Below are 14823 nucleotides of genomic sequence, written 5' to 3' on the forward strand. Positions count from 1 at the left end.
AAAATGGATTTATTAGAACACATTAATAAAAATAACTTACCCTCACATTTAGCCATTATAATGGATGGAAATGGACGATGGGCAAAACAACAAGGTTTCCTTAGAGCGTTCGGTCATGAGAGCGGAACAAAGTCTGTAAAGATTATTATAAAAACCTGTGCTAAATTAGGCATAGAAAACTTAACGCTTTACGCCTTTTCTACAGAAAACTGGAACCGACCGAAACTAGAAGTAGATACTTTAATGAAGATCCTGATAAAATCTTTAAAAAAAGAACTTCCAACACTTCTAGAAAACAATATCAAATTAAACACGATAGGTAATCTTGAACAATTACCACAATCAGCTCAAAAAGAGCTTCTTGACGTTATTCATAAAACTAAGGACAATACTCATATGACTCTAACATTAGCATTGAGTTATGGTTCTAGAGAAGAATTAGTAAATGCTGTAAAAAACATCAGTAATAAAGTTAAAAATAATATAATTTCAATAGACAGTATTGACGATTCAATTATAAATGAGCATCTTTACACGCAAAATTTACCAGATGTCGATTTATTAATAAGAACAAGTGGAGAGCATAGAATAAGTAATTTCTTGCTATGGCAAATAGCCTATGCCGAATTATATTTTACTGATGTATTGTGGCCAGACTTTAAAGAACAAAATTTATATGAGGCTATCATTAGTTATCAAAAAAGAGAACGTAGATTTGGAAAAACAAGTGAACAAATTAAATAATTTTTTAGTGTTGAATAAAAGTATAAAAGCAGTCCTTACCCTTTTAATATTGGGAAGTTTTTCACAAGTCAAAGCTCAAGAAAGAGTTCCTTTCGACCAAGGTCAGAAATACATATTAGCCGATGTAGTCCTTACTAATAAAATTAGTTTCAACGACCAAACAGTTATAACCTTTGCAGGTCTTGAAAAAGGTCAGCAAATAACAGTTCCTGGTGAAGAAATCAGTAGCGCAATCAAAAAATTAGGTAAACTAGGACTTTTTGATGAAATTTCATTTTACATTAATAGAATCGAAAATGACAGTATCTATCTTGATCTGGAAATCAAGGAACTACCAAAATTAAACAATGTAAAGTTTGTTGGAGTTAAGAAAAGCAAAACCGAAGCTTTAATTAAAGACAACGGTCTAACGAAGAGCAAAGTCGTAAATGAAAACTTAATCACTACGACAAAAAACTACATAGAAAACAAATACAAAAAAGACGGATATTATAACACCAAAGTAAATATCAACGTTGTACCAGATACTTCTGCAGTGAACCAAGTAAACATGGTTGTGAACATTGACAAGGGAGACAAGGTGAAAATTACTGAAATTGATTTTATAGGTAACAAAGAGATATCTGACAAAACATTGCGCAAAGCGATGAAAGACACCAAGGAAAAAAATGTATTTCGCGTACTAAAAGCGTCTAAATTTATAAAAGCAAAATACAAAACAGACTTAGAAAAAGTAATCGCTTCTTATAAAGAGAAAGGATATAGAGATGCAAGAATAATTTCTGATTCTATTACTTACCTTAAAGATAAAAATGCATTATCGATCAAGATCAATGTAGAGGAAGGAAATAAATACTATTTTGGTAATATTAAATTCCTAGGGAATACAGTTTACTCAGATCAATTATTAAATCAAATAATTGGCGTTAAAACAGGAGAGACTTATAACGGTGTTTTACTACAAAAAAGAATAGCTGATGCTTCAAAACCAGACGGAGAAGACATTACTAATCTTTATCAAAATAGCGGCTATTTATTTTCAAACATAAATGCAGTTGAAGTACGAACAGTTAATGATACGATTGATTTCGAAATAAGAATTACCGAAGGACCTCTAGCGTATTTCAATAAAATTACTGTTGTAGGAAATGACAAAACTAACGACCGCGTTATCTACAGAGAACTTAGAACTAAACCTGGAGAAAAATACAATAAAGAATTACTAGTTAGAACCATTCGTGAAATTGGTCAATTAGGATTTTTCGACCCTGAAGCAATCGACCCTAAATTTAAAAATGTAGACGCAGCAGCAGGAACTGTAGATATTGAGTACAATCTTATTGAAAAAGGATCTAGCCAAATAGAGCTTCAAGGAGGTTATGGTGGTGGTGGTTTCATTGGTACATTAGGCTTGTCCTTCAACAATTTCTCGGCAAGAAATATATTTAATAAAGAGGCGTACAAACCTTTACCTATGGGTGATGGACAAAAAGTATCTTTAAGGCTTCAAGCAAGTACTTATTTCCAAACCTATAGCGTTTCGTTTTCTGAACCATGGTTTGGACAAAAGAAACCAGTTTCATTTAGTTCTTCTATATCCTACAGTAAACAATTTTTAAACAATTATATAACGCAAAGAGTAGACAAAGATAAAAGTTTCAATATCTTGACACTGTCGGTTGGATTAGCTAAAAGATTAACTGTACCAGATGATTTCTTTGTTTTATCACAATCTATAAGTTACCAACATTACGATTTGCAAAATTATAATACTGGATTGTTTACCTTTGGTAATGGAGCTTCAAGAAACTTAGCTTACACTATTGGATTATCTAGAAGTAATAAAGGTGTGAATCCTATCTTCCCAACTTATGGTTCGGAGTTTAGTATTTCAGCAAAATTAACGCCTCCTTATTCCCTTTTAAACGGAATTGACTATGCTACCTTAGGTGATAAAGAAGAGTACAAATTAAAAAATACTGTTGATAGATCAAATCAAGTTGACGCAAATGGAAATACAGTAGCAATTGGTGACTATATTGACGCTGCTGGGAACAAAGTTTTTAACTTCGCAGATGCCGCTGCAGATCCAGCATTAGTGGATCAAAAGAAATTTAATTGGTTAGAATATTACAAAATAAAGTTCAAAGCAGATTGGTATACGAAAGTTTATGGTAAATTAGTACTACGAACGTTAACTGAATTTGGATTCTTAGGCGCATACAATCAAGAAAGAGGAGCTGTTCCATTTGAAAGATTTTATGTAGGAGGAGACGGATTAGCAAATTACTCAATGGACGGTAGAGAAACGATACAATTGAGAGGTTACCCAAATAATTCCTTGACGCCTATAAATAGTGTTGGAGAACAAATTGGAGCAACAGTATACAATAAATTCTCTATGGAATTACGTTATCCTATAACCTTGAAATCATCTGCATCTATATATGCATTAGGATTTTTAGAAGCAGGTTCGTCATTTCCAGATTTTAAAAGTTATAACCCATTTGAATTAAACCGTTCAGCAGGAGTTGGATTACGCGTATTTATGCCAGCATTTGGATTATTAGGTATCGATTTTGGACATGGGTTTGATGCTCTACCTGGGCAAAACACAGCAAATGGATGGGAAACCCATTTCATTATTGGGCAGCAATTTTAAAAAGAATTGATTAACGATTTTCTAATACCATTAAGTTATGAGAAAACAATTTCTAATACTATTCTTAGCCGTGGTTGTATTCAATACAGCTCACTCGCAAACCAGAGGAACAAAAATAGGCTACATTGACATGGAGTATATTCTAGAAAATGTTCCTAATTATGCCCAAGCAACAGTCCAACTGGAGCAAAAAGCACAGAAATGGAAACAAGAAATTGAGACGAAGAAAATCGAAATCAATAAAATAAAAGAAGCACTTTCCGCTGAAAAACCATTATTAACAAAAGCGTTGATAGAGGAACGGGAGTTAGAAATCAAGTTCCTTGAAAATGAAATGTTGGACTTTCAGCAAAAAAGATTTGGTGCGAATGGTGATTTGATGATGCAAAAAGCTGTTTTAGTAAAACCAATACAAGACCAGATATTCACCGCCGTTCAAGACATTGCAGAAACACAAAAATACGATTTTGTTTTCGACAAGTCTTCCGATTTAACGATGCTGTTTTCTGCAAAAAGATTTGACATAAGCGACCAAGTATTACGAGTACTAACCAGATCAGACAAAAGAGAACAGTTGACAAAAAAACAACTTGAAGCTCAAGAAGAGAAACAAAGTAAGGAAGACGCAATTGCAGACAATCCTTTGTTATCTGAAAGACAAAAAATACTGGACGATAAAAAAGCGCTAAGAGATTCGATCCTTGAAGGGCGAAAGTTAGCTCAAGAAAAAAAGAAAGCAGACTTTGAGGAAAGACGACAAAAAATGCTTTCAGATAGAGAAGCAAAAAAAAGTGGCACGGTTTCTGAAACATCTAAAATAGCAGACTTAAAAGAAAGCACTATAGCAAGGGATAACAAAGAAGCTGCAAAAACAGCCGCTGAAATTGCAAAACAAGAACAACTTGATGCGAGAAACAAAATACTGGAAGATCGTAAGAAAGTAATTGAAGACCGCAAGAAAGCTGTAGAAGAACGAAGACTAAAAATGCTTCAAGTAAGAGATTCAATCAAGAAGGCAAGAGAAGAACAATTAAAAACTAAACAATAACTAATTACTTAATATTTTAAAAACGATGAAACAGATTAAAACTTTATTAATTGCTGCACTATTCATTTTCGGAGCAAATCAAACTATTAACGCACAAGCAAAAACTGCACATGTTGATGTAAGTGAAATCATGGCTAAAATGCCTGCTATGCTAGATGCTCAAAAGCAATTAGAGAAATTAAGCGCAACATATGATGGAGATTACAAAAAAATGGTTGAAGAATACCAAGGAAAATTAAAAAAATACGAAGCAGAGTCTGCTACAGTTACTGAAGCGATAAATGCAGATCGTTCTAAAGAAGTTCAGGACATGCAAAAAAGAATTGTTGACTTTAGAGACAATGCTCAAAAAGAATTGCAACAAAAAGAATCTGATATTGTAAAACCATTAATGGAAAAAGTAAGAACTTCAATCCAAAAAATTGGAAAAGCTAAAGGTTTCCAATACGTTTTAGATGGTTCTTCTCTTTTACTTGCTGACGGTCCTAACTTGACTGCTGATGTAAAAAAAGACCTAGGTTTCTAGGAAATAAAAAAGACAACATAAAAAAGACCGCTCATCCTTCACAGGATCGAGCGGTATTTTTTTGCCCTATAAATTCCTTAGGATTATTAATCGATACCACTTAACTTTGTTTTGATGGACAACAACCAACCAATAGGCATTTTCGATTCAGGCATAGGCGGCACTTCAATTTGGAAAGAGATCCATCAGTTGCTTCCCAATGAAAAAACCATATACCTTGCAGACAGCAAGAACGCTCCTTATGGACAAAAATCAAAAGAAGAGATTATTGCTTTGAGCATGAAAAATACTGACTTACTCATTAAAATGAATTGTAAGCTCATTGTTGTTGCCTGCAATACAGCTACCACAAATGCGATTCGAGAATTACGGGCTAAATATGACATTCCTTTTATTGGCATAGAACCGGCCATAAAACCCGCTGCAACAAACTCAAAAACACAAAAAATAGGCATCCTAGCGACACAAGGAACGCTTATCAGCGAGCTTTTTACTAAAACGGCACAACAGTTTCAAAACACTAAAATTATTGATCAAGTAGGTCATGGATTAGTACCACTTATCGAAAGTGGGAAAATGCATTCTACTGAAATGACACAATTACTTCACTCGTACTTGAATCCTATGATTGAAGCCGATATCGATTACCTGGTATTGGGATGTAGTCATTATCCGTATCTGATTCCACAAATAAAAGCAATCCTTCCACACCATATTCAGATTATAGATTCAGGCCAAGCCGTTGCAAAACAAACGCAAAATCTATTAAAAGAAAAGGTGGGTTTTAGAACAGAAAACAATGGCAAACCTATTTTCTATACAAATGCAGATCCAACAGTATTAAGGGAGATCTTAGAAAATAAATATGATGTTATAGAAAGAGATTTTTAATCCAAAGTCTTACTCCTCTTTGAACCAACCAGAATACATTACGTAGTTATTAGAAATGCGCTCTATTTCACCTGCAAAATCAGATTGATCGATATCTTTCACTTTCTTTGCAGGAACTCCAGCCCAGATTGAACCTGATTCGACTGTTGTATTTTGAGTTACAACAGCACCTGCTGCCACAATGGAATTACTCTCAATAGTACAATTATCCATAACTATTGCTCCCATTCCAATCAACACATTATCGTTAATTACGCAACCGTGTACGATAGCGTTGTGACCAATAGACACATTGTTACCAATAACCGTAGGGTGTTTTTTATAAGTACAATGAATCACCGCACCGTCCTGAATATTTACCTTATTCCCAATCTTAATAAAATTCACATCTCCTCTAATAACGGCATTAAACCAAACACTACAAGATTCTCCAAAACTTACATCACCAACAATAGTTGCGTTTTCAGCCACATAACAATCCTCAGGTATACGAGGCGACTTTCCGTTCACAGATTTTATTAACATTTAATATATAAATTAGATTTAATTAATGGCAGGACATTTACATTCGTATTTTACAGGCTTACAGAATAAATTGATTCCTAAGGTAATCTGGTGATAGCCACCATTATCAAATTTAACTGCACCAGAAAGATGTGAATACGTATATGCAAACATAAAATTATTGAAGTTTACTCCCACTATTGGGGTAATGTATTGTAGTTTTTGACTGGAAACACCATTCCCATCAGTATATTGTGCACCATCAAAACTTCTGCGATAAGACAGCCCTCCCCAAAGTGTTCCAAAATCAAAGCTTTTATAAGCCTTCATGTTTATATCGATTGACTTCTCCTGTGTTTTTTCGACCAGCTGAAATAAAACAGAAGGCTCCCACAAAATTCTATTACTATCTCCAAAAACATAACCGGCACTCAATAAATATTTCCTTAAATTATCACTTTCATACTCCGTATAAATATCTCTTCTAGTCTCAATCGCGTTCTTTACAGTACCGTGTGCATAAAAATCTAAATAATTATATGAGGCTCCAATATCTACATTGAAATAAGAATCCTTTTGAACAACCGTTCCATCAATAATAGGATCAAAGTCTCCAGATTCTAAAAAACTAGTCTCGTCTAACTGGCTCTGAATCAAACCTCCACTAATACCAAATGACAATTGATTCAAATCGATCTCGTCCCTTGAAAACATAAGATGATAGGCATAGGTAAGTTTAATTCCTTTTTGGGAATGATATCCATTTTTATCATTGAAAAGAATAATTCCAGCTCCCGCTTTTTCGCTAACTCTTCCATTAAAACTTAAGGTTTGCAGTTCAGGCGCATCTTCTTGACCAAACCACTGTTTGCGAGCTGTTAGTCTAATTTTAGAACAATTAGCAGCACCTGCCATTGAAGGATGAATCAAATAATAATTATCTGATAAATAGTCCGAATACACCGCTATTCCTTCTTGTGAAAAAGCATAAGATGAAATAAAGAAAAAACAGATTAATAATTTTATTTTTACATACATTGAAATACTATTGAATAAAATTTTAAAAGAAAGCCGATTGAATAATTAAAGTTAAGTTAATTTTTTCATTATTATATCAAATATAGTTAATCGTGGAAAATAACTTTAGTAAATTTGTAAAAATTTATATTTATCATGACAAAAGTTACCATAAAAGAAACGCAAAACCCAACTATACTTAAATTTGAATTTGAAGATTTTATCACTCAAAATGAAAGTTTTGAATTCAAAAATATAGACGATGCAAAATCATCTCCTCTTGCTCAACAATTATTTTATTTGCCGTTTGTAAAAACAGTATATCTATCGGGAAATTTTATTGCGATAGAAAAATACAATATTGTGGAATGGGAAGATGTTAAAGATGCCGTAGCAGAACAGATCAACAGTTTTGTTGACAATGGCGGAACAATCATTACTATCGAAGAAAATAAAACTAAAAAACAGCCAATCACCGTTTATGGGGAAACAACTCCTAACCCGGCTGTATTAAAGTTTGTTGTAAGTCGAATGTTGACGAAAAACGCAATCGAATTTAAAAACATTGACGATACTGCCGCCTCTCCGCTAGCAAAAGAATTATTCAAATTTTCTTATGTAAAAGAAATATTCATTGACGAAAATTATATTTCTGTAACGAAATACGAAATTAACAACTGGGACGAAATTACATTAGAACTTAGAAGTTTCATTAAACAATTCATTGAAAATGGAGGTGTAGTACTTGATGAATCCGTTATTGTTGCTGCAGAAAAACAAGAAAAATCAAAAACACAGAAATTTGACAATTTAGATGTTACTTCACAACAAATCATCAATATACTGGAAGAATATGTAAAACCAGCGGTTGCTGCTGATGGAGGAAACATCGTTTTTGATTCTTATAATGAAGAGGATAAAATTGTGAAAGTAATCCTTCAAGGTGCTTGTAGCGGTTGTCCTTCTTCAACTTTTACTTTAAAATCTGGTATCGAAAACATGTTAAAAAGCATGCTGAATGACGAGAAAATCCAAGTAGAAGCGGTTAATGCATAAGCAATCTTTCAGCCCAAACAAAACCTAACTATCTGACTTTATATGCATTAAATAAAATTATTACTTTGTTTAATGTGTTTTTTTCGAAAATAATTACTAAATTTAAGTTCATCTTAAAAAACAGAAATTATGTCAGTATTAAAAGTTATTGAATTACTTGCTAGTTCAAAGGTTAGTTGGGAAGACGCTGCACAAAAAGCAATTGCTAAAGCTTCTAAGTCAGTTAAAAATATTAGGTCGGTCTACATTAAAGATCAAAGCGCTGCTATTTCTGACGGTAAAATCTCAGAATACAGAGCTACCCTTAAAGTAACATTTGAACTTGAATAGTTCAAATTGATAATGCAAAAAAAGCGTTTCTTCGGAAACGCTTTTTTTATATAAGCTATATTAGCAATAACGATTCTTCGCAGAAATTCAATAATAAAATTGAACACGTTACTCTTTAGTCATCTCATAATAAATTGTATTTTTGCCCCATTAACACAAGCCTTCCCTCTTTGAGAAGGTTTTTTATTAGTAAAAAATGTATTTAGATACAAAAAATGTCGCTGATTACGCCGCGACTATCATAAAAGTATTTATCGATTATTCACCAAAATTGATTTCTGCATTTCTTATATTATTTGTAGGTCTTTACACCATTCGAATAATAAATCGACTTATCAGAAGAATAATGGTCAAGCGAGAATTAGACCCTACGCTGACAAAGTTTCTAGCCGATATTCTCCTTTGGGTTTTAAGAGTATTATTGTTTGTGACATTCATATCAAAATTAGGTATAGAGACTTCCTCTTTTGTAGCTATTCTTGGTGCCATGGGACTAGCTATAGGATTATCGCTTCAAGGCTCACTTTCTAATTTTGCAGGCGGAATGTTAATTATAGTTTTTAAACCATTTAAAGTAGGACATACAATAGATGCCCAAGGCGTTTTCGGTACAGTTAGTGAAATCCAGATTTTTGTAACTAAAGTAATTACAGCAAACAATCAAACCGTATTTATTCCTAATGGTATTTTATCGAATGGCAACATCATTAATTACTCTTTGGAAAAAATTAGAAGAGCTGACTTAACTTTTGCAATTTCTTATGACTCCGACATTAAAAAAGCGAAAGATCTAATTACAAGCGTTTTAAATGAGAATCCAAAAGTACTTCAATCACCTCCACCTGAAGTTTTTGTAAAAAACCTAACCGATAGTGCTATTCAATTAGCAGTACGACCTTGGGCAAATAGCGAAGATTTTGGCGACGTTTTTACTGACACTTTAGAAAATTGCAAAACAGCTTTTGATACAGCCGGAATAGTGATTCAACCGTACGTAAAAGAAATGTCTAGCGCTACAAATTAACTACTAGATTTACTTTTTTGAAGTGGTTACCATAAAATCTTTAAGGTAAAAAGGTTCGAAATAAGCGACGTCAACAGTATCGCTATTTTTGAACTTTTCAAAACTAAGAGCACTCATTTCGTTTGCAGACGGAAATATTATTTCTTCTAAGAAAATAAAGTTTTCTTTTGTCAATACAGTTTGCGCTTTCTCTGCACAATCACCTACAAAATAAATAGGACCTTCTATATCTTCAAATGAATTCTCAGCTAAAATTTCAGCTCGAGTTCCTCTTGTATTTATTAATTCAGGCGTAAATATGGCACTATATACTTCCATCCTTCTGGCATCAATCATAGGAATGATTAATCCATTAGAAATGCGTGCCTGAGCTGCCAATATTTGCAAAGTATCTACAGCTATTAGTGGAATTCCTGAAGCGTAACAAAGTCCTTTAGCAGAAGAAACCCCGATGCGAAGTCCAGTGTAAGATCCCGGACCCTGACTCACAGCTATAGCAGTTATATCACTAAATGCAATTCCTACTTCTTTTAGACTTGCTTCAATAAACACATGCAATCGTTCTGCATGAGAATATCCCTCTTCTGCAATTTCATTACAGACAATGGTTTCTCCGTCTTTAGCAATACTTACCGAACAATTTTTTGTCGATGTTTCGATGTTAAGAATATAGGCCAATACTTTTCTATTTTAGATAAAATTAATTATCGCAAAAGTACAAATCTAAAATAAAACTACTTGCTTTTTTATTTATCGTTTTCTGATTTCACAAATACCATATCCCCCGAATTTAATTCTTTAGAAACAGTAGAATAGGGTCCCGTTATGACTACATCTCCTTTTTTAAGACCGCTTAACACCTGGATGTTAGTATCGTCTTGAATTCCGGTTTTAATCACACGAATCGTAGCTTTATCACCTGCTTTTACAAAAACGCATTCGTATTTCTTATCACTTTTTGGCAATGCTTTTTGATCATCTACAGGCTCTAGTACTTTTACTTCACTAACTGCTGCCGTATCTGATTTTACCACTACAGAGCTTATTGGCACCGCTAATACGTTCTTTTTAGTTTTGGTAATAATATCTACAGTTGCCGTCATTCCCGGTCTAAACGGAGAATAAGCCGCAGGTTTCCCTTCTAATAAATCAAGATAAGACTCTTTAAGAATTCTTATTTTTACTTTAAAATTGGTCACTTGATCTGCTGTTAAAGCGGAGCTAGCCGAATTAGAAATACTAGTCACCATCCCTTTAAATTGCTTTTTCAAATAAGCATCGACTTCTACATTAGCAGCATCACCTACCTTAATTTTTACAATATCATTTTCATTGACATCAACTTCCACTTCCATGTTGTTCAAGTTTGCCACTCTCAAAATCTCAGTTCCTGTCATTTGCTGCGTTCCTAATACTCTTTCTCCTAATTCTACATTAAGCATCGAAATAGTTCCATCTGCTGGAGCATAAATTACAGTTCTCCCTAGATTATCGCGCGCTTCATTTACAGAAGCCGAAGCACTTTTTACATTAAAATAAGCCGATTCTTTATTGGCTTTAGCAACTTCAAAAGACGCAATAGATTTATCCCAATCTGATTTAGAAATAATCCCCTTATCAAATAAGGTTTTATTTCTCTCATAACTAGATTTAGCTTCTTTAAACTGAGCTTCCGTTTGAGTCAATCCCGCTTTGGATCCAGATAATCCTGCGATTGTTCTGTTTAGGCTTGAGGTATATAAATCAGGATTTATTTTAACTAATAAATCTCCTTTTTTAACTACTTGCCCTTCTTTAACAGGCAATAAAATAATTTCTCCAGAAACTTCCGATGAAATCTTCACCTCAATTTCAGGCTGAATTTTACCGGTAGCCGAAACCGTTTCAATAATAGTAGTCGCATTGACTATCGCTATTTCAACCTCTTTTCCTTTATCCTTATTTCCAATAACGCCTGTTTTTGAAAGTATTAATAATAAAGCAATAACGACAACGGCACCGCCTATTATGAGATAAATTGTTTTCTTTGACATAATGTATTAATTTTTAATGATAGGAATTCCAAAATAGAATTCTAATATTTTGATTTTGAAAATGTAATCGTATTTAGTTCGAAGCACGTCAGATTGTGCATTAGAAAGTAAAGTCTGCGATTGATTTAAGTCGAACGAATTCATTAAACCAACATCAAATTTTTCTTTAGCATAATTATAGGCTTCTTGCCTGGACTCTAATGCTACAATCGCAGATTCGTGTGCATTCAAGGCGCCTTTAGCGTCAGTAAACGCAGTATAAACATTTCTTTGCAAATCTAAATCTTGTTGTTCTACAGCAATTTTAGATTTCTCTAAGTTAACCTGTGAACGCTCTACATTATTTCTAGCCGCAAATCCATTAAAGACAGGAATCGACAATTGCACTCCAAACGACTGCCCTTTATTATCTCCAAACTGACTGAAAAATGGAGGTGGCGCCTGCGTTCCTATTACGTTTCCGCTGTTGTCACGCAATGCAATATCAGCATAAGAAATTCGAGTGCTAAAATTGTAGAATCCTTGTAAAGTGGGCTGAAAACCTCCTTTTGCAATGGCTACATTTTTCTCAGCTATTTCTAGATTAGTCTGGGCTATTTTCAATTCTGTTCTTTCTTCTTTCGCTTTATCATAAATCGCTATTGGAGTTTGCAACAAAATATTATTTTCATCTTTTGCTTCCGTATCATCTACAACGTCAAAATCTTGAAAATCATCCAATTGTAATAATTGCGCTAAACTCAATTTCGAAATCAACAAAGAATTTTCAGCTGTAATCACTTTCTGATTGTCAGATGCCAAAGTAGCTTTTACATCTAGCAAGTCGCCTTTTGGTATTGTCCCCGCATTTACCAATTCCTGAGTACGTATTAACTGCTTTTCATTAATACTCATTTGTACTTCTTGTACCTTTAAATTTTCCTTATTAAAAAGTACTTGTAAAAAAGCATTGGCAACATTAAGCGCAATATCTTCTTGCATTTTCACAAGCTGATACTTAGAGGCAACTATAGAAAGATTAGCCCTTCTAAGTGTATTTTGATTCTGCAAACCTTTGTAGATATCAATCCCTACATTGGCTCCAGCTGAAGTAAACTGCGTAGTTTGATTTTGTAAAAGTCCCGTTGTTATATCTTGGTTTAAACCAATATTCCAAGAATGAGAAGCATTACCATTTAATGAAGGAAGAAAATTCCCGATCGCTCCTCGTTTATCAATAGCTGCAGTTTTAATATCTAATTCAGTTTGTTTTATCGAAATATTATTCTGCAACGCATAATTAACACACTCTTCTAATGTCCACTTTTTAGTTTGAGCGCTCGACGACAAGCCGTAAAGTAGCAATAGGATTAAACTGTAATAAATTTTATTTGACATATATTTTTGAATAAATTGTAATGCAAAGCCTAAATAAATGTAGCTTTTATTTTCCTTAACTATTGAATAAAAATACAAAACAGTATAGGATTTAGCTTATCTTTTAAAATAGATTAGACTTTAAAAATATCCTTTTGTTACAAAAAAAAAAAAAAATATAATTGTTTCGTTAATTTTACTATCTCAAATCAGAACAAATGCCAAAATCAACTTCTTTCTTACTTTTTGCGTTCGCCTTTATGCTTATAACTAGCTGCTCTTCTTCTCAAAAAATCACCTCACTAAAACCAGAACCAGACGACGCCACTCCTTTAGTCTACGACAATACACCTTCTTTTATTAATTTACCCATTAGTATAAAACTTAAGGACATTGAAAACCAGACCAACGCACTCCTAAACGGTTTAATCTACGAAGACAATATAATTGAAGATGATGATATCGAAATGCAAGTATGGAAACTGGCTCCTATCAGTATTGTATCCTTTAGCGAAAAAACAGGAGAAAGAATAAAAACTATTCTACCCTTAAAAGTATCTGTAAAATACAGAATTGGCACAAAAACACTAGGAACTGAATTTTATAAAACCCAGCAATTTAACCTTAACGGAGTGGTAACATTGTTGAGTGATGTTAATTTGACTAACTGGAAACTAAACACAAAAACAGAATTTCATTCTTTAGATTGGAACGAAAGCCCTACAACGACTATTCTAGGAAAAAATGTTCCGGTTACTTACCTAATAAATCCCGCTATCAAACTATTCAAGTCTAAAATAGAAAGAAAAATAGATGAAGCTGTTGGTAAATCAATGGATTTTAAACCCAATTTACTTGCTGCTTTAGAAAAAATATGCTTGCCTTTTCAAATGAATGCCGACTATGATAGCTGGTTGCGAATTGTTCCTTTAGAAATTTATACTACAACGACTAAATTAAAAAAAGATCAATTGTCGTTACAAATGGGAATGAAGTGCAATATGGAAACATTAATTGGCCAGCAGCCACAATCTAAATTTGACGTGAATAAAATCACATTGAAAGCTGCTACTAAAATCCCAAATCAGATTTCAGCGAATGTCGTTGCCGTTTCCACTTATAATGACGCTTCTAAGATCATGAAGAAAAACTTTGCCGGGCAAGAATTCGAATCAGGCGGAAAAAAAGTAAAAGTACAAGATGTCGCTATTTGGCATAAAAACGGCAAGATGGTTATCGCTTTAGATTTATTGGGATCTTTAAATGGTAGGATCTATTTATCTGGTTTCCCGCAATACGACGACAAGTCAAAAGAGATCTATTTTAATGAATTGGATTATGTTCTAGACACAAAAAACAAATTAATGCGCACTGCAAACTGGCTTGCTCAAGGATTGGTTCTTCGAAAAATTAAAGAGAATTGCCGCTATTCAATACAAGCCAACTTAGAAGAAGGTAAAAAAACAATGACGAACTATCTAAAAAATTATTCCCCCCTACCAGGTGTTTTTGTAAATGGAAAAATGGAAGACATACAATTTCAAAAAGTACAGTTAACAAACAACGCCATTATCGCTTTCATTAAAGTCAAGGGAGAAATCAACATTTCGATTGACGGTTTAAAGTAGAAAC

The 14823-nt window shown here is 33.4% G+C and carries 14 protein-coding genes; 9 read left to right on the forward strand and 5 right to left on the reverse strand.

The annotated features are described in order from the left end of the window. Positions 1–3 precede the first annotated feature (3 nt). From E0F98_RS01785 to murI, 5 genes are all read left to right on the forward strand, one after another. Positions 4–744, forward strand: coding sequence for an isoprenyl transferase (locus tag E0F98_RS01785; RefSeq protein WP_132108611.1), 741 nt, complete (start codon positions 4–6; stop codon positions 742–744). Further along, complete coding sequence (locus tag E0F98_RS01790) at positions 677–3406, forward strand: BamA/OMP85 family outer membrane protein (RefSeq protein WP_132108613.1); 2730 nt, start codon at positions 677–679, stop codon at positions 3404–3406. Before E0F98_RS01785 ends, E0F98_RS01790 begins: the two co-directional genes overlap by 68 nt. 37 nt (positions 3407–3443) lie before the next feature. Then, the gene (locus E0F98_RS01795; protein ID WP_132108615.1) at positions 3444–4454 is read left to right on the forward strand and encodes an OmpH family outer membrane protein; all 1011 of its coding nucleotides are present in this window, start codon (positions 3444–3446) and stop codon (positions 4452–4454) included. A gap of 25 nt (positions 4455–4479) precedes the next feature. Continuing rightward, on the forward strand, positions 4480–4980 hold the full coding sequence (locus E0F98_RS01800) for an OmpH family outer membrane protein (RefSeq protein WP_132108617.1): 501 nt from the start codon (positions 4480–4482) through the stop codon (positions 4978–4980). Between the two features lie 114 nt (positions 4981–5094). Beyond that, positions 5095–5871 carry a glutamate racemase gene (gene murI / locus E0F98_RS01805; protein ID WP_132108619.1) on the forward strand — a complete coding sequence of 259 codons (777 nt, stop codon included), beginning with the start codon at positions 5095–5097 and terminating at the stop codon, positions 5869–5871. A 9-nt stretch (positions 5872–5880) separates the two neighbouring features. On the opposite strand, the gene E0F98_RS01810 is transcribed toward murI, so the two are convergent. Beyond that, the gene (locus tag E0F98_RS01810; protein WP_132108621.1) at positions 5881–6396 is read right to left on the reverse strand and encodes a gamma carbonic anhydrase family protein; all 516 of its coding nucleotides are present in this window, start codon (positions 6394–6396) and stop codon (positions 5881–5883) included. A gap of 18 nt (positions 6397–6414) precedes the next feature. Beyond that, positions 6415–7413, reverse strand: coding sequence for a PorP/SprF family type IX secretion system membrane protein (locus E0F98_RS01815; protein ID WP_132108623.1), 999 nt, complete (start codon positions 7411–7413; stop codon positions 6415–6417). A gap of 135 nt (positions 7414–7548) precedes the next feature. Between E0F98_RS01815 and E0F98_RS01820 the strand changes: the two genes are divergently transcribed. The 3 genes from E0F98_RS01820 to E0F98_RS01830 all read left to right on the forward strand — a co-directional run bounded on the left by E0F98_RS01820 (position 7549) and on the right by E0F98_RS01830 (position 9802). Then, entirely contained in the window at positions 7549–8448 is a 900-nt protein-coding gene (locus E0F98_RS01820; protein ID WP_132108625.1) for a NifU family protein, read from the forward strand. A gap of 129 nt (positions 8449–8577) precedes the next feature. Next, positions 8578–8778 (forward strand): dodecin family protein, encoded by a 201-nt coding sequence (locus E0F98_RS01825; RefSeq protein WP_132108627.1) that lies wholly within the window; start codon positions 8578–8580, stop codon positions 8776–8778. Between the two features lie 196 nt (positions 8779–8974). Beyond that, complete coding sequence (locus tag E0F98_RS01830) at positions 8975–9802, forward strand: mechanosensitive ion channel family protein (protein ID WP_132108629.1); 828 nt, start codon at positions 8975–8977, stop codon at positions 9800–9802. A 9-nt stretch (positions 9803–9811) separates the two neighbouring features. Here E0F98_RS01830 and tsaB read toward each other — a convergent pair whose 3' ends face one another. The 3 genes from tsaB to E0F98_RS01845 form a co-directional block, all read right to left on the reverse strand. After that, positions 9812–10480: a tRNA (adenosine(37)-N6)-threonylcarbamoyltransferase complex dimerization subunit type 1 TsaB gene (tsaB, locus tag E0F98_RS01835; RefSeq protein WP_132108630.1), complete on the reverse strand. Its 669-nt coding sequence runs from the start codon at positions 10478–10480 to the stop codon at positions 9812–9814. Between the two features lie 68 nt (positions 10481–10548). Next, positions 10549–11835, reverse strand: a complete 1287-nt coding sequence (locus E0F98_RS01840) for an efflux RND transporter periplasmic adaptor subunit (RefSeq protein WP_132108631.1) — start codon at positions 11833–11835, stop codon at positions 10549–10551. Positions 11836–11841: 6 nt separating this feature from the next. Beyond that, on the reverse strand, positions 11842–13212 hold the full coding sequence (locus E0F98_RS01845) for a TolC family protein (protein ID WP_132108632.1): 1371 nt from the start codon (positions 13210–13212) through the stop codon (positions 11842–11844). A 197-nt stretch (positions 13213–13409) separates the two neighbouring features. Here E0F98_RS01845 and E0F98_RS01850 point away from each other — a divergent pair, with 197 nt between their 5' ends. Next, positions 13410–14819, forward strand: coding sequence for a DUF4403 family protein (locus tag E0F98_RS01850; protein ID WP_132108633.1), 1410 nt, complete (start codon positions 13410–13412; stop codon positions 14817–14819). The last annotated feature ends 4 nt before the right edge of the window (positions 14820–14823 follow it).

Source organism: Flavobacterium hiemivividum (assembly GCF_004349145.1).
Lineage (GTDB): Bacteria > Bacteroidota > Bacteroidia > Flavobacteriales > Flavobacteriaceae > Flavobacterium > Flavobacterium hiemivividum.

Bases quoted from the DNA above. Each gene is read 5' to 3' on its own strand.
- E0F98_RS01785 (WP_132108611.1), top strand. From the start codon at position 4: ATGGATTTATTAGAACACATTAATAAAAATAACTTACCCTCACATTTA.
- E0F98_RS01790 (WP_132108613.1), top strand. From the start codon at position 677: ATGAGGCTATCATTAGTTATCAAAAAAGAGAACGTAGATTTGGAAAAA.
- E0F98_RS01795 (WP_132108615.1), top strand. From the start codon at position 3,444: ATGAGAAAACAATTTCTAATACTATTCTTAGCCGTGGTTGTATTCAAT.
- E0F98_RS01800 (WP_132108617.1), top strand. From the start codon at position 4,480: ATGAAACAGATTAAAACTTTATTAATTGCTGCACTATTCATTTTCGGA.
- murI (WP_132108619.1), top strand. From the start codon at position 5,095: ATGGACAACAACCAACCAATAGGCATTTTCGATTCAGGCATAGGCGGC.
- E0F98_RS01810 (WP_132108621.1), bottom strand. From the start codon at position 6,396: ATGTTAATAAAATCTGTGAACGGAAAGTCGCCTCGTATACCTGAGGAT.
- E0F98_RS01815 (WP_132108623.1), bottom strand. From the start codon at position 7,413: ATGTATGTAAAAATAAAATTATTAATCTGTTTTTTCTTTATTTCATCT.
- E0F98_RS01820 (WP_132108625.1), top strand. From the start codon at position 7,549: ATGACAAAAGTTACCATAAAAGAAACGCAAAACCCAACTATACTTAAA.
- E0F98_RS01825 (WP_132108627.1), top strand. From the start codon at position 8,578: ATGTCAGTATTAAAAGTTATTGAATTACTTGCTAGTTCAAAGGTTAGT.
- E0F98_RS01830 (WP_132108629.1), top strand. From the start codon at position 8,975: ATGTATTTAGATACAAAAAATGTCGCTGATTACGCCGCGACTATCATA.
- E0F98_RS01840 (WP_132108631.1), bottom strand. From the start codon at position 11,835: ATGTCAAAGAAAACAATTTATCTCATAATAGGCGGTGCCGTTGTCGTT.
- E0F98_RS01845 (WP_132108632.1), bottom strand. From the start codon at position 13,212: ATGTCAAATAAAATTTATTACAGTTTAATCCTATTGCTACTTTACGGC.
- E0F98_RS01850 (WP_132108633.1), top strand. From the start codon at position 13,410: ATGCCAAAATCAACTTCTTTCTTACTTTTTGCGTTCGCCTTTATGCTT.